Annotated in this window: 18 protein-coding genes and 1 riboswitch; of the genes, 4 read left to right on the forward strand and 14 right to left on the reverse strand. The window is 39.7% G+C overall.

Going from position 1 to position 17,279, the window contains the following annotated elements; translation table 11 throughout:
- Positions 1-35: 35 nt before the first annotated feature.
- Positions 36-142, reverse strand: a riboswitch (TPP riboswitch).
- A 607-nt stretch (positions 143-749) separates the two neighbouring features.
- The 4 genes from BV906_RS04820 to purU all read left to right on the forward strand — a co-directional run bounded on the left by BV906_RS04820 (position 750) and on the right by purU (position 5,526).
- Positions 750-2,663 carry a S8 family serine peptidase gene (locus BV906_RS04820; RefSeq protein ID WP_140321960.1) on the forward strand — a complete coding sequence of 638 codons (1,914 nt, stop codon included), beginning with the start codon at positions 750-752 and terminating at the stop codon, positions 2,661-2,663.
- A gap of 317 nt (positions 2,664-2,980) precedes the next feature.
- On the forward strand, positions 2,981-4,240 hold the full coding sequence (locus tag BV906_RS04825) for a flavin-dependent oxidoreductase (RefSeq protein ID WP_087972321.1): 1,260 nt from the start codon (positions 2,981-2,983) through the stop codon (positions 4,238-4,240).
- Positions 4,241-4,255: 15 nt separating this feature from the next.
- Entirely contained in the window at positions 4,256-4,549 is a 294-nt protein-coding gene (locus BV906_RS04830) for a Dabb family protein (protein WP_087972322.1), read from the forward strand.
- Between the two features lie 77 nt (positions 4,550-4,626).
- Complete coding sequence (gene purU / locus BV906_RS04835; protein WP_087972323.1) at positions 4,627-5,526, forward strand: formyltetrahydrofolate deformylase; 900 nt, start codon at positions 4,627-4,629, stop codon at positions 5,524-5,526.
- 137 nt (positions 5,527-5,663) lie between these two features.
- Here purU and BV906_RS04840 read toward each other — a convergent pair whose 3' ends face one another.
- The 14 genes from BV906_RS04840 to BV906_RS04905 form a co-directional block, all read right to left on the reverse strand.
- The gene (locus BV906_RS04840) at positions 5,664-6,218 is read right to left on the reverse strand and encodes a YtxH domain-containing protein (RefSeq protein ID WP_087972324.1); all 555 of its coding nucleotides are present in this window, start codon (positions 6,216-6,218) and stop codon (positions 5,664-5,666) included.
- 33 nt (positions 6,219-6,251) lie between these two features.
- Positions 6,252-6,575, reverse strand: a complete 324-nt coding sequence (locus BV906_RS04845) for a gas vesicle protein (protein ID WP_087972325.1) — start codon at positions 6,573-6,575, stop codon at positions 6,252-6,254.
- Between the two features lie 502 nt (positions 6,576-7,077).
- On the reverse strand, positions 7,078-7,398 hold the full coding sequence (locus BV906_RS04850; RefSeq protein ID WP_087972787.1) for a gas vesicle protein K: 321 nt from the start codon (positions 7,396-7,398) through the stop codon (positions 7,078-7,080).
- Positions 7,388-7,648: a gas vesicle protein gene (locus BV906_RS04855; RefSeq protein ID WP_087972326.1), complete on the reverse strand. Its 261-nt coding sequence runs from the start codon at positions 7,646-7,648 to the stop codon at positions 7,388-7,390. The genes BV906_RS04850 and BV906_RS04855 overlap by 11 nt, the downstream gene beginning before the upstream one ends.
- A 14-nt stretch (positions 7,649-7,662) precedes the next feature.
- Entirely contained in the window at positions 7,663-8,499 is an 837-nt protein-coding gene (locus BV906_RS04860; protein ID WP_087972327.1) for a GvpL/GvpF family gas vesicle protein, read from the reverse strand.
- A complete protein-coding gene (locus tag BV906_RS04865) occupies positions 8,474-8,731 on the reverse strand; it encodes a gas vesicle protein GvpG (RefSeq protein ID WP_087972328.1) in 258 nt (85 codons plus the stop codon). The genes BV906_RS04860 and BV906_RS04865 overlap by 26 nt, the downstream gene beginning before the upstream one ends.
- On the reverse strand, positions 8,728-9,495 hold the full coding sequence (locus BV906_RS04870; protein WP_087972329.1) for a GvpL/GvpF family gas vesicle protein: 768 nt from the start codon (positions 9,493-9,495) through the stop codon (positions 8,728-8,730). Before BV906_RS04870 ends, BV906_RS04865 begins: the two co-directional genes overlap by 4 nt.
- 5 nt (positions 9,496-9,500) lie before the next feature.
- Entirely contained in the window at positions 9,501-10,415 is a 915-nt protein-coding gene (gene gvpN, locus BV906_RS04875; RefSeq protein WP_087972330.1) for a gas vesicle protein GvpN, read from the reverse strand.
- Positions 10,416-10,434: 19 nt separating this feature from the next.
- Positions 10,435-10,701 carry a gas vesicle protein GvpO gene (gene gvpO / locus BV906_RS04880; protein ID WP_087972331.1) on the reverse strand — a complete coding sequence of 89 codons (267 nt, stop codon included), beginning with the start codon at positions 10,699-10,701 and terminating at the stop codon, positions 10,435-10,437.
- Positions 10,702-10,774: 73 nt separating this feature from the next.
- Positions 10,775-11,050 carry a gas vesicle structural protein GvpA gene (gene gvpA, locus BV906_RS04885; protein WP_087972332.1) on the reverse strand — a complete coding sequence of 92 codons (276 nt, stop codon included), beginning with the start codon at positions 11,048-11,050 and terminating at the stop codon, positions 10,775-10,777.
- 62 nt (positions 11,051-11,112) lie between these two features.
- Positions 11,113-11,679, reverse strand: a complete 567-nt coding sequence (gene gvpQ, locus BV906_RS04890) for a gas vesicle protein GvpQ (RefSeq protein ID WP_087972333.1) — start codon at positions 11,677-11,679, stop codon at positions 11,113-11,115.
- Between the two features lie 390 nt (positions 11,680-12,069).
- Positions 12,070-13,287 carry a CynX/NimT family MFS transporter gene (locus tag BV906_RS04895; RefSeq protein WP_087972334.1) on the reverse strand — a complete coding sequence of 406 codons (1,218 nt, stop codon included), beginning with the start codon at positions 13,285-13,287 and terminating at the stop codon, positions 12,070-12,072.
- 334 nt (positions 13,288-13,621) lie between these two features.
- Positions 13,622-15,055 carry a dipeptidase gene (locus BV906_RS04900; RefSeq protein ID WP_087972335.1) on the reverse strand — a complete coding sequence of 478 codons (1,434 nt, stop codon included), beginning with the start codon at positions 15,053-15,055 and terminating at the stop codon, positions 13,622-13,624.
- Positions 15,056-15,164: 109 nt separating this feature from the next.
- Positions 15,165-16,598, reverse strand: coding sequence for an alanine/glycine:cation symporter family protein (locus tag BV906_RS04905; protein WP_087972336.1), 1,434 nt, complete (start codon positions 16,596-16,598; stop codon positions 15,165-15,167).
- Positions 16,599-17,279 lie beyond the last annotated feature (681 nt).

The raw sequence follows: 17,279 nt of genomic DNA on the forward strand, positions 1-17,279 counted from the left end.
CTCATTGTATTTATCATCATAAAAAATATTGATATACACGGTCGACCGCACTTCCCCACGCTAGTATTATCTAGTTCGGGTTCAAAGGGTCAGAACAAAACAGTTCTTCTCAGCCGTTTAAACAGCTCCCCTAGCGCTACATAGTTATGCAATTTTCTAAATAAACAGTACCACATTGAAAAAATATTGTAAAGCTAAGCATTAAAAAAACGAACAGTGCCTGTCGCTTCATGAACTATGTCGAATTCTGTTTAGAGTGGGGCGACTATACGAGTTGTGGCTAGTTCCTGCTCCCAAGAGCGATTAGACTTCCTGACACCTCCGTTCGATAAGTCAACATCGACTCACTTCGTTCGCCGTGTTTCCTTTATCTCCCACGGTGCAGTCCAGTCTAATCGCTCCTAATCGGTCGCCTCCATTATTGAATATTGTCACTTCCCGAATTATGTCGAATGATTTACAGGTGGAAATTAGATTTAATCTGTTTCACTTAAATTAAAAACGGGTATTAAATCTTATCTTAACTATTAATCAAAATAGAACTATAAAAAATAAAGGGATTAGGAAAAGTTATAGATTCACAATAGTACCCTGTGTTTTTTTATGGGATTAACTAGAATTCGGCACAATTCGAGGAGTGACAGGCACCGCTATTACTGATAGAATTCAGTTAAGTAGGTCTAATAGAGAGGGTGATAGTAGAATTGTTCAAATCGAGGTTATGTCATCTGTTGCTTTTAGTTTTACTTATGATCGTTTCCCTTACTCCAGTCAATGCTTTTGCAAGTGATGGGGTTGAGGCAGTTATTGGATATGAAAATAAAGTCGGTAAACAGCTAATTATGGAGAAAAGTAGTGAAATAGATTATGAATTTACAAGAATACCTGCAATTGCTGTAACTATCAATCGTAATGCATTGGCTGGACTTTATGAAAGTTCCAATATTACTTACATAGAGGAAAATACGGCAGTCGAATTATCAACTAATACGGAAACAATTACCGAAGTTCCAGACGCGAATACTTTAAAAGAAATGGAACAATGGAATATTATATCGACCGGTATAGATTCTGCATGGGAAGAGGGTTTTACCGGTAAAAATGTTAATGTAGCCATTATTGATACAGGGATATCTCCACATACGGATTTGACAATATCTGGTGGAACTTCAACTGTTGATTATACCGAAGAATGGCTGGATGATAGTGGGCACGGGACACATGTAGCCGGCATTATCGGTTCAAAGCGAAATGATTTCGGCATAGTTGGGGTTGCACCTGACGTAAATCTTTATGCAGTAAAGGCTTTGGATGCTAATGGTGAGGGGACATTGACAGATTTATTGGAAGCAATTGAATGGTCGATGAACAATAATATGAATATTATCAATCTTTCCTTAGATACAGATACAAGCAGTGAATCAATGCAAAATTTGTTGAAAAAAGCCTATGATTCAGGAATATTGATTGTTGGTGTAAGTGGAAATAATGGAAACAGTGTCACCTACCCGGCAAAATATGATAGCGTCATTGGGGTTTCTGCAGTAGACGGCCGTTTGAATATCGCTGGATTTTCTTCAACAGGCCCAGAGGTGGAATTTTCTGCACCGGGAATCAATATTATTAGCACTTATTTAAATGATTCATATGGGACAAGCAGTGGAACATCACAAGCTTCCCCACATATAGCAGGAATGCTTGCAATTTTGAAGCAAAAATACCCTGGAATGACAAGTAGCGAGCTTCGAGCCGAACTAATTTATCATGTTCAAGATTTAGGGAGTGCGGGAAGAGATACTCTTTATGGTCATGGGTTTATTACGTATAAACCAGATGATCAAACAGCTCCCGGGGAAGTTACGAATCTGCAGTTGACTGAATCTAGCCCTGATTCACTTTTGGTAAGCTGGGAAAACCCGACAGATGAGGATTTTTCTGAAGTGAGTTTATATGTGAATGATTCCTATGTAACAGCTTTAACAAGTGATAATGAGGCAATATATCGTGCAGAAGAATTGGAAGCCGATACGGAATATACGTTTTCACTGTACACCGAAGATAGATTTGGTAATGTGTCAGAGGGCACATTCCTTAAAGCGCGGACGGCGGTAGACGAACCTGTTTTGGATGAAGAAGAAGTTGTTGTCGAACAGGGTAAAACAAATGATAAATCGATAGCAGATGAAAATAGCATTCAGGTCCCAAATACCTCTGAGAAAAAGGAAAGTAAGCGAGCTGTTACGGAGTCAGAAGCGGATACCGTTGTGGATTCAGATGTGAAGGAGCAAGGAAATATTGATGCAGAAGATCAGAAACCAGAGCAAACGGAGAAGAAATCCGATGATCGTATGTTGGAGGAAGATAAATCGAGGGAAGATACCAACAAAACATCTGCAGAAAAATCAGCCGGAGTTGGTAAACGAGAAACTGCCTCTGAAGTTAATACGGATAAAATTAATGCATCACTTAACTTAAACGAGAAAAAAGAAGAAGGCAGCAAATCTGGAAAAACCGTAGAAAAATTAGAAGAAGAAAACAAAGAAGAATCAGTAGATGATGAAGATGAAGTTGAAGATGAAAGTAAAAATATATTTACACGCATCTTTCAATCTATAGGGAACATACTCACTACAATACTTGACTGGATTCGAGGACTATTCTAAGTGCCTATCACACCTTGTTTTTTGTCAAAATTTGTCGAAGGTAGGAACTTGCTTTATTAAAAAAACTTATATATTGAGGCTACTAGAGTTATAGTTAACATTAATTCTGTAGTCTTTTCTATTTAACCTGTATTTGTCCTATTGAACGGAGGCGTCAGGAAGTCTGGAGAGCACCTGGGAGGCGAAACTAGCCGCAACACTTAAAGCCGTATCACTATAAATGTTATTCGACAAAATTCGGGTAGTGACAGGCACTGTTCGGTTATGTAATAATGGTGAGTAGTATAAATTTTTTGTTGATTTGCGGGGGGATATGTATGTCGGATATAAAAACAGCTATCGTCGCTGGTGGTGGAATTGGTGGTCTTGTAACTGCCCTTAAACTTCATCGTGCTGGTGTATCGGTTAAAGTATTTGAAAGTGTGGAAAACATTAAAGCACTAGGCGTTGGAATCAATCTGTTGCCACATGCGGTCAGGGTTTTGACTGATTTAGGTTTAGCGGAAGATCTTGCGAAGATTGGTGTACCAACAGCAGAACTTATCTATGTTAATAAATATGGTAAGCAAATATGGCAGGAACCAAGAGGTCTTTATGCTGGTTATCATTGGCCACAATATTCGATTCACCGCGGAAAGCTGCAAATGTTATTATTAGAAACGGTAAAAAAACGCCTTGGTGAAGGAGCTGTACATACGGGACATCGCCTTACTTCATTTGAAAATCATGAAGACAGGGTGGAAGCGCATTTTGAAAATAAGAAAACTGGGGAACGGTTAGGTACATACAATGCTGACATTATGATTGCCGCAGATGGAATCCATTCGGTAGTACGTAAAACTTTTTACCCGAACGAAGGGGAACCAATTTTCAGTGGACGGATTTTATGGCGTGGTTTGACAGAGTCTTCCTCGTTTTTAACTGGGAAATCGATGATTATGGCCGGGTTTCAAGATCAGAAATTCGTCACGTACCCTGTCGATCCTGAAATGGCAAATGGAAGATCCCTTGTCAATTGGATTGCAGAATTAACGGTCGGTGGTGAAGCGCCGACAAAAGCTGATTGGAATCAGAAAATAGATAAAGAGAAATTCGCATCTGATTTTGCCACATGGAATTTCGGCTGGCTGAACGTTCCTGAACTGATTGAGCAAACAGAATCGGTCTATGAGTTTCCAATGGTTGACCGCGATCCTGTAGCACAATGGACATTTGGCCGCGTGACATTACTTGGTGATGCTGCACATCCAATGTATCCAATCGGATCTAATGGTGCTTCCCAAGCGATACTCGATGCCGATGAATTGGAACAAGCACTCCTAGAACATTCGAATTCGAGTGCGGAGCATATTTTAAAAGCATACGAAGAAAAACGGTTAACAGCGACAGCCAATATTGTGCGAAGTAATCGCAAAAACGGGCCAGAGCATGTGATGCAAATTGCAGAGGAACGTGCCCCTGAAGGCTTTGAACATATTCATGATGTCATTTCAGGGCAGGAATTGGAAGAGATTATAGGCGGATATAAGAAAATTGCTGGCTTTGAAAAAGATACCCTAAATAAGAAAATGCAGTAAGGAAGGGGTATAATTATGATTGAACATATTGTATTAGTCAAATTTAGTACGCAAACGTCAAAAGAAGAGAAAGATGAATTAATTCGGAGGACGCTCGCATTAAAAGAATTAATTCCAGGCATTTTGGACATTCAACAAGGGCATAATTTTTCAACAAGAAGTAAGGGGTATAATGTTGGCTTGACTGTCAGATTTGAAAATGAAGCTGCACTGGAAAATTACGGCCCACACCCCGAACATCAAAAAGTGTTCTCTTATCTACAATCAATTGGCATGGAAGACAGCATCGTCGTAGACTTCCAAATATAAGTACCTGTTATTCCCAGAGTAACAACAAAAACCGGGGAGTAACAGGCACCAAATGAAAGAAAATGAGGTAATCAATCATGAACAGTTATTCGGAAGGAAAAATACAAGCATATCAAGATAAAAACGAAAATCGGGCTCGTTTCCTAATTAAGTGCCCTGACCAACCAGGTATTGTTGCTGCAGTATCCCAGTTTCTCTATGACCATGAGGCAAATATTGTAGCATCCAATCAATATACGATGGATCCTGTAGGCGGAGAATTTTTTATGCGAATTGAGTTTGACTGTCCGGATTTGAAAGAAAAGGCAGGAAAGTTGGAAGAGGAATTCCTTCCACTCGCAAATAAATTCCAGATGGACTGGAAAATCATGTATGTTAGCGAACTTAAAAACATGGCGATATTTGTTTCCAAAGAGCCACACTGCCTCTTGGAACTTCTCTGGGAATGGCAGAGTGGGGATCTGATGGCTAATATCGCACTTGTCATCAGCAATCATGAAACAGCTCGGGAAATGGTGGAATCACTTGGGATCCCGTTTTATTATATTCCAGCAAACAAGGATATTCGTAGTCAGGTCGAACAACAGCAGAAAGAGCTGCTTGCGCAGTATGACGTGGATCTGATTGTTCTTGCGCGCTATATGCAAATCCTCACCAATGATTTTGTCAAAGGGTATGAAAACCGTATTATCAATATCCATCATTCATTCCTGCCAGCTTTTATTGGTGCAAAGCCGTATGAACGTGCATATCAGCGCGGAGTAAAAATGATCGGAGCAACTTCCCATTATGTAACTAGTGATTTGGACGAGGGACCAATCATTGAGCAAAATATCGGTAGGGTCGATCATCAGGATAATGAGGAAGATATGAAAAAAATCGGGCAGTCAATTGAGCGCAGTGTCCTGGCCCGGGCAGTTAAATGGCATTTAGAAGATCGAATTATTGTGCACAAGAATAAGACGATTGTATTTTAGAGTATTCTACTGTCATAATGTGAAAGTTAAAAAAGCTGTTAGATTGATGGAATATAAGAATTCCACCAAATCTAACAGCTTTTTACTATTCGGCATATTTCGCCGAAAAGCGGGAAACGACAGACACTTATTTGAGTTTATTTGAATACAGATGCTTTCGCTTTCGCAGTTGTTCTGCTTGTTCCAGTTGTACGTCTATTTGTCGGTTTTCTATTCGTGGTCGTCCTTGATTTGGGCTCTGTTTTTGATTTGTTTGCAGATTCGTTTCCACCCGTTTGTGCTACTTTATCTTCTTGATTACTTCCCATTGCATCTTCCATATCATTTGATTGTAATTGGGAACCCTCTTCTGTATCTTCTTCATCATCCGTTTTTTTTCGATTGGTGATTTTAGTTGTAAGCACTTTTGCTTTATCTGTTGCATTCGTTTTAATCGAAGAATACTTTTCCATTGTTGAATCACTAAGTTCCTTGGATTTATCTACAGCTTTATCTTTTGCATTGCCCACTTGGTAAGTTATATCTCCGCGCAGTTCTTTACCAGACTTAGGGGCAAAGAACATTGTCGTAGCTACACCAAGTGCCCATCCGATCGCTCCACCTGTGATTACATCCTTTTTTGTATAAACTTTATCCAACACCTCTACATTTTCCTGTGCATCTTGATTTTTCTGTTTGTTTTGTTCAGTCATCTTTAGTCCTCCTTGAAAAATAAATTTTTATAATTAACGGCCGTTTCCAGCCAGTTTTCCTTCCAATTTTTCCAGTCGTTTTTGCAGCTGTTGATTTTCTTCTTTCAGCTTATCCTGTTCCTGTATTGCGGCTTGAGAGTTTAGGAAGGGATCTGTTTCCCACCAATCCATCCCGATTTCTTTTGCTTTATCAACGGAAGCGACAATTAGTCTTATTTTGATTGATAATAACTCTACATCGGCAATACCTACTCGAATATCACCAGCAATAACGACACCTTTATCCAGAACGGTTTCAAGAACATCAACCAAATTACTTGATTGGTTAGTTGTTTGAGGTGCATTCCCTTGATTCATTTCAGATTGACCTCCTTTACAGTAAAGCGTTGTTCCATTTCTATTTAAATGCTTAGTCTTATTTAAGACTTTTCCACAGAATTTATAAACTGCAAAATAAATTTAGATTTATTTCCAAGACATGTACTTTTCCCACCGTCAGGGATCGCTGCGGGCGGATGCACATCCTTAGGGCACGGCCTCAGCCCTGAAGAGAAAACCACTCTTCTGGTCATCGGACACGTGCTGTTCCCGAAGGAGTCACCGCCCTCCGCTCACCCGGACTGGTGAAGCTACATGATGTTAATTTTTAAAACAATCACCAATACAGTTAATGGTTTGCAAGCTTAATACCAGCTCTGGGAAATATACGTAGACTCTAGCGCAAGTTGGCTCACCAGCCGCCTTAGGATGCGCGAAGTATATTTCCCAGAGCGTTCGCCGAAGTTCCTAATCTAAGTTTCGCAGTTATCTGGGGCAGTTGGTGTTGGGTTATAAAGCTACAAACATTAAATAGCCTAAACTAGAGTAAATTACCCAATGGTCCAAGATCGATGTTCAAATCATCATCGTCCAGGTTAAATATTTCTTTCAACTCATCCATCTTCACATCTAAATTCATTAGTGCGACACCGAGTTTTTCAATTTCTTCTTCGGTTAAATTACCGCCGTCAACTCTCCGGATTGCTTGTCGTTCAACGAGTTGTCTTAATAGCTCGATGACAGTTAGGACAAGTTGGGCAAGACCTTCTTCAGCACCTTCTGGGTCAAGTTGTATTCGACCACTTTTTTCAGGCTGCCTGTCAAGACTTGCAAGCGACTGGGGTTGGTTATTAAGATTGATTGATGACACGGTCCAATTCCTCCTTTTCTCGGTCTAACTGTTTGGATGATAATTTAGCAGCTGTTTCTTTATTTGATTCAATCAGTGTTTCAACAGAGGCAATTAATACCCGTAAATCGAGATAGACTAAATCAATTCCGGCAATGGAAATGATGAGATCTCCTTTAAGTGCCACTCCTTTGTCGAGTACAACATCCAGAATATCTATTAGGCCAACATCTTTGTTATTAAATTCACTTCTTTGTGACATGGGTATCCTCCATATTAACTAATCTTTGCAAAGTGGTAGGACGGCCATGGACCGGTAACCTCCATATGCCAGCCAGCATCTTCCCATTCTTTTTGTTTTTTCTTAATAGCTGATAGAAAACTTTCAACTACAGATTTTTCCAGCAAATAGACACTGTTCCAGCACATCTCATCCGATCGTCCAGTTACATCTTTATTCCAATTCTTTTTCACTTCTGTATCTATGCTAAGAGATGCTAAATCCTCATGAATTTTCTCTGAAAAAGCTTGTTTTTCCTTTTCTGCTTCCTGATCGATTAATTGATCAAGCTTTCTTTTTTCTAAATATTGCCTGCCTGGTGACATTGCTGCAATTTCTTCCTTTTTTGATTCAACTGTTTCGTTGTAGCCTGCAACTCTTTCTTTTACTTTATCTGCCTCACAATATATTTTTAAAATCCATTCTTCCTTGTCTGCAATGTTTTCAAGAAGCTCCATCATATGCTGTTTATGTTGATCAATCGTACTTTTAAGGCTCTCGTAACTTGTATAAATGGTGCAGAACTTCATTGGAATAATTGGATAGTTTTCATATAGTTTCATCAATACTTCATGATGGTGAAATGCATATTTATGAAGCCACTTCGCATCATTCGTTTTTTTCTCTAATTCCTTTTCACCGTATGCTTCTGGGTCCAACTCACAAACAACCGCATCGATTTCATCAAAGGATAAACTAAATAAATCTGACTCCCCATCAAGGCCTTTAAGGCGGGGGAGAGGTTGACTAGTAGCTGCTGAAGGTATAATTCCGTATAGATAAATTAGTTTTTCCATAGTTGATTCCTCACCTTTTGCCTTTGGTAAATTCATTGATTTGTTCCATTTCCAATTTTTTAGCTATTTCGTACCGGGTTAACAGTTCTGTTTCCGATTGTTTGTAGGATTCTTCATCGATTTCTTCCAGTTCATACATCATTTGCAGATGGATTAACTTTTTTTGGATATGCTCCAGATCATAAAATTCCTTTTCCACTTCTTCTTGCACCTTTTCCCCGATTTTTACCATTAAGTTTATAGGAGAAGTGAAGAGTTTTTGGATCATGTGGAGGGCTCCTCTACTTTCAATCTAATATTGATGAAATTATATGCCGGCCATGGACCTGTATATTTAAAGTCCACTTTGTCCTGCCAGCTGTCATGGAGTACATTTACCATTTCATCGAATTCTGCTTCTTTATCCCGGTCAATTAAATAGGCAGCATTTAAAAGCATTTTCTCTCCAATCGGATCATTGAGCTGAGCCGCTTCTGCCAGTGGTGTTAGAGGTTCATGGATCTCTGACTTGATATCACTTTGCAGCGCTTGGAAAAAGTTTTTCGCCATCTCACCAAGCTGGATTCGGTCAAAATAGCCTGCTGCTTCTGATTTGGAATGCACGACCTGTTTTTTCTTCATTACTTGATCGTTTTTGTTAATATTTTTTTCGAGCCAGTCTTTTTTACCGACTACCTTTAAGCCAACCTCAATTTTTCCTTTAATTTGCGGGAATATTTTTTCCAACTGGGGATAGAGGCTTTCAGCGAGTGCAACGACATCTGCTTCACTATGGAACATATTCCCGAAACTGATCGGTATAACCGTATCCATTTCACCCATGACGGTAGAAAGTACTTGCTGATGCATCATTAGATTATCTTTACTTGGATGATAGATTTTCATCGGTACTTTAGTGACGACCATTGCTGCGTCTTTGTAATGGACCGTATATATTTCCCTTTCTTGTCCTTCAAAATGAATCTTGCCAAAGGACGGACTTTCTTCTGTTTGTATTCCGCAAAACACATAAATGCCTTGTTCTTCACTCATTTTATTCACTCCATTGTAATTTTTTTGCTTTCTTGTTCCAGTTGTCTTTTTACGCGATGCTTATGCTTATCCTCAATACATGCCTGAAGGGGAAACCAAGTTATATCAAAACATAATTGGTTAAAATCTTCATTTGAACCGTCAACCGGAATATCGTAACGTTTTACCATATCAGCAATCATAATGGACGCTCTCAGCGATGGTCCTTGAAAGTCTTGACTTGAATGACAAAGCTTACGAATTCGCATCATGAACTGTACGATTGCTTCTGCTTTTTCTCTTTCAATGGATGTTTTATTGATAACGGCAGTAATTTCCGCTTCCTGTTCCAGTGATCCAAGCGTCATTGTAACCATCCGGTCCAATAGTGCATCCTGTGTTTCATAAACACCGGCATATTCCACTGGGTTACTCGTGAAAATAACCGAAAAATCAGGGTGGACCTTTATAAACGATTTATTTTGCTTCATTCCATATAGAGGCAAAATCCTTTCTTCCAAAATAGGTAAAAATATATTATTTGCCTCTGGCTGGGAACGCGTAAACTCATCATATACAAGGGTGTAACCTTTTTTTACCGCTTCAAGCAGTCGTCCATCCGACCAGGATTCTGAAACATTTTCCTCAATCTTATGAACACTTCTTACATAATTATCCTTTAGTTTCCGACGTTTATAGCCTGAGAAAGCACCAATCAGATCTTCTGTGGAAAGATCTTTATTTCCATTAATCAGCATCACTGGTCTTTCTCTTTTTTTAGCAATATGGAGGGCAAGGGTTGTTTTCCCGATTCCCGATGGGCCGGTAAAATGAATTGGATAGCCGGTTTCAAGGTATCGCAATGAACGTTTAATCATTCCGTTGTAATAGGATGATTGTTCATATAAGCTTGTTTGGTTGTCATCTATGTTCCCGGTCATGTCTGATTCTCCTGTCCATCTACGCCTGCTCCTCTAAATCGCTCCGAAACCTTAGGCTAATTCTCGAAAATCCAGCTACCTCTGAATCATTATCAATAAAAACTTCATATAGGCCGATCATTTGGTCATGTGCATATTTTTTCATATAGTCTTTTTCCTCAATTACTTCAACCAAAGCCCTCCAGCCGTTCTCCCCATTTTCCTCATGCTTTTTCACAGAAATAATTTTATGTGGTGGGGCAATATTTTCATTGAAAAAGCTTTTGATTTCCTCCATGATTTTCATGTTGCTTCACTTCCTTTATTGCTTTTGATTAAGTATGGATGGAGCCAGGATCACTGACTCCTTACCCAAAATTTTATGCTTCTTCCTCATCGTATTCCAAGCTGTTCGAACGGGCTGATAAGCGGTCGGATAGGCCATCTTCCTCAAAATCGTCCTGTAATAAACCAACAGCTTCTGCGTATCGTAACCATGTGTCAACACTGGCAATTACGACACGGGCTTCAACGGTAATCAATTCGATTCCTACAACGGAAACCCTCACAAATGCATCAATTACAATTCCTTTATCCAGTATTCTGTCAATAACCTCCGCTAAACTTGAACCATCTGTAGACTTTTGAATAGGCATGTAAACATGCTCCTTTCTAGTTGTGAAAATTTATATAAAATAATTATTGTAAATAGATTTTCCTATAAATCTGAATGGTGCTTAATATTTCTCGGACCTTTTATTTTCATAGAGCTTTTTATAGAAGTGGCACTTTTGATGTGACTTGCACCTTTGATCTGGTTCACACCTGGCACCCCGGTATCTGAGCTTGTCCTTTTTTTCATATTACCCTGGAATTCCTGACCGGTTTCCTTTGCACCTTGTACCTTATCCTTCACTTGCAGCAAGGCACTTTGCATTTTGTCTTCAACTTTTTTAGCATTAGCATGAACCTTTTCCGCATTTTCGTCTTTCTTTTGCTGGAACCTTTCAGCCGCTTCATTCGCTTTAGATTGAATACCTTCCGTCAACTTATTGCGGAATTGCGCAGCCATTTCTTCTTTGATTTCCTTTTCTGCAACCTCTTTTAATTCAGTAGGGTCATCGGCTTCCTTGATTACTTCCTTCACTTTTGGTACTGCATATTTAAGCCCTTTGCGAACCTTCGGAAATAGTAATGGTGCCGTAGTAGCTAAAAATGTAATTCCACCAGCCATAACAGATGCCGTTATTCCAGGGTGATTCACCATTTTTTTGGGTGCTCCCATAGGTAACCTCCTTTATAGTGGTTGCCATTTTGTTTTCTGACCCATTTCTAGTGGGTACCCCTGCGGATTTCAAGGAAAACTGGTTATTTTATCCTGTATAGGGTGATTATGGCGGACTTAGGTTGATTGTGACAAAGGAAAGATAGATAGATTGTACAAGGGGAGAGGATTATGAGTATTTTTGTTACAAACGTTACAATTAGATTAAGTTGGATACCTGTCATTATTGGATTGTATAGAAACGCAAAAAGCTGCTGAAACGAATATAATTCCGTTTCAGCAGCTTTTTTGGCAGTAAAAAAACATAAATACTTTCTTAACTGCATAAATGCAATTAGATTTGTCACTAAAAAGTTTGGTAACAACCAAGTTTTCTAATGTTCTTTACAATTACGAATCCAAAACATATTTATTCCGTCCAGCCCCTAAGCCGAATAACAATACAAGGACACATACAGACATAATGGTAATCAGTGGTATTGTCCAGGCATTTGTTAAATCATATAAGTACCCGATTATAATTGGACCCATTGCTGCAAGCAGATAGCCAATGGACTGTGCCATTCCTGATAGTTCGGCAGCTTGTTTGGCAGTACGCGCCCGCATGCCAAGAAATGCAAGAGCTAACGCAAATGCCCCAGCTAGTGTGATACCAATTAAAATGACACTTATTAACATGATGGTATAAGATTTGCCAAGCAGCAGTCCACCATAGCCTAAAAAACCAGAAAGAGTCAATACAATAACAATTCCACGTTGTGACTTTAATTTTTCCGCTATCATAGGTACGAGAAAACTGGCAGGCAAACCGATAATCTGGGTAAATGAAAGCATCCATCCTGCTGTTGTCATGCTTAGCCCCGAATCACTAAGAATAGTGGGGAGCCAGGAAATCGTTACATAAAATAAAAATGATTGGAATCCCATAAACCCAGCAACTTGCCAGGCAAGCGGTGAACGCCAAATCCGATTATCAGTAGTATGGACATAGTATTTTTCCGTCTGATTTGTTGTACGTTCTTTTCTCGAAAGATAGATCCAAACAATAATCCCTAACACTGCAGGGATTGTCCAAACGAGTAAAGCGGTCTGCCATCCGCCGTTCATCGTGTTTGCCAAAGGAACACTTAATCCGGAAGCGGAGGCAGCAAAAATCCCCATGGATGTGGAATAAACACTTGTCATCAAACCAACTTTAGCAGGGAACTTATCCTTAATGATTCCAGGTAAAAGAACATTTAAAATTGCAATTCCTAATCCAACAAATAATGTACCCATAAAAAGAAGAAAGACGACTGAGATCGACCTTATACTAATCCCAAAGAATAGTAAAATTAGTCCGATGATCATGGCTCGTTCATTCGTATAACGATTACCTAGACGCGGTGCCATTGGAGACATAATCGCAAAAGCGATTAGTGGCAGACTTGTAAGCAACCCGGCACTCCAACTGGAAAGTCCAATATCATCACGTATCAGACTAATAACCGGCCCAACAGACGTAATCGCCGGTCGCAAATTAAAAGCAATGATGACAATCCCTGCTATTAATAATATGTAGTATAATCTTTTCGATTGATTTGCTGCACGTGCTCGTACTGTATCCATGGAAGCGACTCCTTTTCTATCTATCTTATAACTTCCCAGAGATAATGTCACCTCTTTTCAAATGCCAACTGGAGCTGATAGAAGGAGTATCTTCTCTTTGTATCAAGCATTAACTTGGATTACTAGCTACATATTTTCATTATGTAATCCGATACCATCTCGTTAAAATGCAAAAAGTGAATGAGATGCGAGAACACTAGAATGGACACTACCTTCATGAGGTGAAAATAGGGGAGCGACACGAATGTCACTCCCCTAAGTATGTTGAATTCTATTTATATCGTTGGAAGGCTATATGAATTCTGGCTTGTTCGAACTTCCAGAGTATCACACATCAATTATCGATATAAAAAATTCTTGTCTCTCTTTCTGTGTCGCCATTAATATTTGCAGCTTCGAATGTTACAACATGGAATCTTTCTTGAAGGGCTTCCTTCAGTTCCAATGTGATTACCTGGGATTCAGAATCAAAATCAGGAGAGTATGATATGCCATCGACGATTACGCTGATTGTACTTTCATCTATTTCTGATTTAGCGCTTATTTCAATAGTTGCTGAAAGAGTAGGTGTTCTACTATCTATCATTTCTCCCATTTCATATTCTGGAGTTATTTTTAAGCCTGATGTATAAGGACGGACCGCTGCAGCTTTTTCAACTTCCATTAATAATCGGAATGTATTTTTTTCGAGGATTTTTTGAATATCTTGACTTGAGTAGCCTCTATTTACAAGCTCATCCGTAATTTTATGAAGATTGGTCACATCCTGTATATCTGCAGGCATATCTGATCCATCAAAATCCGATCCAATGGCAACATGGTCGATGCCAATCAAATTTACTGCATAATCAATATGGTCAGCAATGTCAGTTACATATGCCTCCGGTTCATTGGTTAAAAATACTGGATAAAAGACGATGCCGATGACGCCACCATTTTCTGCAAGAGCTTTCAATTGCTCGTCCGTGAGATTCCGCTGATGATTTTTCAATGCGTTTATACCGGAGTGGGTCGCCATAACAGGGGCCTCCGTCACTTCTAAAATATCCCAGAACGTATTCTCGGACATGTGAGAAACATCGATAACCATTCCTAATTTATTCATTTCCCGAGCGACATCTGCTCCTAGTTCGGTTAACCCACCCTGTGACGGTGTTTTTCCTGGATCACCGTAAACACGATTTGCACCTTCACCAAGCGCGTTTGAATAATTCCAATTGAAGCCAATCGCTTTTACACCGAGATCATGATACTGATGAAGCAATTCGATGGCGTTATGTTCCTCAAGTGAATAAGCACCCTCAATGGTCGGGATTGCAGCAATTTTCCCCTCATGAATCGTGCTCAAAATTTCCCTGGATGTGGAAGCAATTTGAAATTGATCCGGGTTATTTTGTTCCGTCCAATACAGTGCATTTAATAAAGCAAGCGTACGACTGATATTACGTGGGTTATTCCCATAATAATCCGTTGTGTAGGCTGCAAAAAAACCTGCGTTCAACCCGCCCTTTTGCATCTTTGGTATGTCAATATGTAGAGAAGTTTCTTCGCCGAGATCAGTTTCAGGCAGCCACGTATCCTCGTTGATGATATTCATCATCGTATCCACATGACTATCCATTATGATAGATGCTGAATGGATATCTTCTATATTCTCCTCTTGATATAGTGCCGGATGGAGAGTAGAGATTAAGTTTTCAACAGTGGGCAATGGATTTGGCGATTGAAGTGATAATGTAACGATTAGCCAAAAAAGCGTCAAAGGCATGTAAGAACCTCCTTTAGGGGTGCCTATGTTCTTAAATCGGAAACTGAAAAATGACAGGCACCGCCCGAATTTAACTTGAATTCAGTAGGTGCCTGTGTGTTGTTCGTTTTTATTTATCTTCAGGCTTGCTTGTACTTTCTGTTTTACGATCCCAGCATTCGATACCTTCTTGGTCATCGAGCAAATCTTTGTAAAACACGGGGTCTTTTCCTTCCTTACGTTGTTGCATGTAGTCTTTGAGAAGACGGTTTGCTAGCTTGAAAAGTCTTGTAATGGCATACAGGTTAATCAATGCCATGATTGCCATTGTCAGATCTGCAAGTGCCCAAACTAAATCGAAGGAAGCGAGTGTTCCGAATACAACCATTGCGAGAACAATAATTCGGTAGATAAATAAAGCAGTCTTGCTTTCTTTAATATAGGCAATATTACTTTCCCCATAATAATAGTTACCTAAAATAGAGCTGAATGCAAAGAGGAAGATGGCAATGGCGATAAATACACCTGCCCAATCACCGAGCATTTGTGTAAAAGCATTCTGGGTTATTTGAATCCCGTCAGCCTCACTACCGGCAAATCCACCAGCAGACAGAATGACAAATCCTGTTGCCGTACATACAAGGATCGTATCGAAAAATACACCTAATGCTTGTACGAGGCCTTGTTTTACTGGATGGCTTACTTCCGCAGTTGCAGCTGCATTTGGTGCAGCACCCATACCAGCTTCATTGGAGAATAGGCCACGTTTTATGCCCATCATAATAGCAGCACCAAATCCACCACCAGCAACTTGCTGAATACCAAATGCATTTGCAAAAATAAGTGCAAACATATCTGGCACAGCAGAAAGGTTCATAAACAGAACGACGAGTGCTAGTACAACATATAATATCGCCATTACTGGAACAATAATCTGGGAAACATTTGCAATACTTTTTAGTCCGCCAAAAATAACGAGAGCTGTCAAAATAACTAATACAACTGCAACGATTCTAGAATCCAACGCAAATTGCCCTTCAAAAGCAAGGCTTATCGTATTGGATTGTACCGAGTTAAATACAAGGCCATATGTAAATGTAATAGTGACCGCGAATACAATACCAAGCCATCTTTTCTTCAAACCTTTTTCAATGTAGTATGCAGGACCACCGCGATACTGATTATCATCCTTAACTTTGTACACTTGTGCAAGCGTGCTTTCCACAAATCCTGATGCTGCACCTAAAAGGGCAATCAGCCACATCCAGAATAATGCTCCCGGTCCACCAAGTGCAACAGCCGAAGCTACACCAGCCATGTTCCCTGTACCTACACGGGATGCAGCACTGATAGCAAATGCCTGGAATGGGCTAGTTCCTTTTTTACCCGAACTATCAAATGTCCGCTTGTCCATAATTACCCGAAACATTTCAGGAATTGTTCGGAATTGGACAAAATTAGTTTTAATCGTGTAGTAGAGTCCCAAACCAATTAAAACAATAATTAAAATATAACTCCATAAAAAATCATTCATGACTCCAACAATATACTCTAAAAATTCCAACTTCATACACTCCCTATTTTTTAGTGCCGACGATACGAGTTGCGGCTAGTTCCGGCTCCCAGGAGCTCATAGACTTCCTGACACCTTCGTTCGATAAAGAAGACTTGCCGAGTGACCAAGGCATGAGGCTTGGTCGCACTTATACCCTTGGGTGAAAGTCAACATCGACTCACTCCGTTCGCCGTGTTTCCTTTATCTTCTACGAGGGAATGTTCAACAAGAACGCCACATCACGTGGCTGGTCTTTTGGTGGGGCGAGTAACCGCAGTCCCAACGTTGAACCACCCCACGTCCTGTGGGGCGCAGTCTAATCGCTCCTAAACGGTCGCCTCCACTTTTGGATATTTTCACTCCACGGTTTTTGTTGAATTCTGTCTGTTCCGCTTTGGAAATAATAGGCGAGTGTTCGCAACAGGTCCATAAACAGGTTCACAAAATATTGGTGGAGATTCATTAAGATACCTAGTACATCTCTTTTGTCGAAAATTCCCTATTTAATTTGATTTAAAACCTAAGCAATTTAGACAGAAAATTAGTATCGTAGTGAAAAATTGTGCTACTTAGAAATTGTACAGGCAAAAAGCGGTAAGGGCAATAAAAATAATAAGGAAGAAAATGGATTTATAGACATATTTTTCGACAAAACTCAGGGAGTGACAGGCACCGCTAGACACCGCTATA

This window comes from Oceanobacillus rekensis, assembly GCF_002153375.1.
GTDB lineage: Bacteria > Bacillota > Bacilli > Bacillales > Amphibacillaceae > Oceanobacillus > Oceanobacillus rekensis.

Bases quoted from the DNA above. Each gene is read 5' to 3' on its own strand.
- BV906_RS04820 (WP_140321960.1), top strand. From the start codon at position 750: ATGATCGTTTCCCTTACTCCAGTCAATGCTTTTGCAAGTGATGGGGTT.
- BV906_RS04825 (WP_087972321.1), top strand. From the start codon at position 2,981: ATGTCGGATATAAAAACAGCTATCGTCGCTGGTGGTGGAATTGGTGGT.
- BV906_RS04830 (WP_087972322.1), top strand. From the start codon at position 4,256: ATGATTGAACATATTGTATTAGTCAAATTTAGTACGCAAACGTCAAAA.
- purU (WP_087972323.1), top strand. From the start codon at position 4,627: ATGAACAGTTATTCGGAAGGAAAAATACAAGCATATCAAGATAAAAAC.
- BV906_RS04840 (WP_087972324.1), bottom strand. From the start codon at position 6,218: ATGACTGAACAAAACAAACAGAAAAATCAAGATGCACAGGAAAATGTA.
- BV906_RS04845 (WP_087972325.1), bottom strand. From the start codon at position 6,575: ATGAATCAAGGGAATGCACCTCAAACAACTAACCAATCAAGTAATTTG.
- BV906_RS04855 (WP_087972326.1), bottom strand. From the start codon at position 7,648: ATGTCACAAAGAAGTGAATTTAATAACAAAGATGTTGGCCTAATAGAT.
- BV906_RS04860 (WP_087972327.1), bottom strand. From the start codon at position 8,499: ATGAATTTACCAAAGGCAAAAGGTGAGGAATCAACTATGGAAAAACTA.
- BV906_RS04865 (WP_087972328.1), bottom strand. From the start codon at position 8,731: ATGATCCAAAAACTCTTCACTTCTCCTATAAACTTAATGGTAAAAATC.
- BV906_RS04870 (WP_087972329.1), bottom strand. From the start codon at position 9,495: ATGAGTGAAGAACAAGGCATTTATGTGTTTTGCGGAATACAAACAGAA.
- gvpN (WP_087972330.1), bottom strand. From the start codon at position 10,415: ATGACCGGGAACATAGATGACAACCAAACAAGCTTATATGAACAATCA.
- gvpO (WP_087972331.1), bottom strand. From the start codon at position 10,701: ATGAAAATCATGGAGGAAATCAAAAGCTTTTTCAATGAAAATATTGCC.
- gvpA (WP_087972332.1), bottom strand. From the start codon at position 11,050: ATGCCTATTCAAAAGTCTACAGATGGTTCAAGTTTAGCGGAGGTTATT.
- gvpQ (WP_087972333.1), bottom strand. From the start codon at position 11,679: ATGGGAGCACCCAAAAAAATGGTGAATCACCCTGGAATAACGGCATCT.
- BV906_RS04895 (WP_087972334.1), bottom strand. From the start codon at position 13,287: ATGGATACAGTACGAGCACGTGCAGCAAATCAATCGAAAAGATTATAC.
- BV906_RS04900 (WP_087972335.1), bottom strand. From the start codon at position 15,055: ATGCCTTTGACGCTTTTTTGGCTAATCGTTACATTATCACTTCAATCG.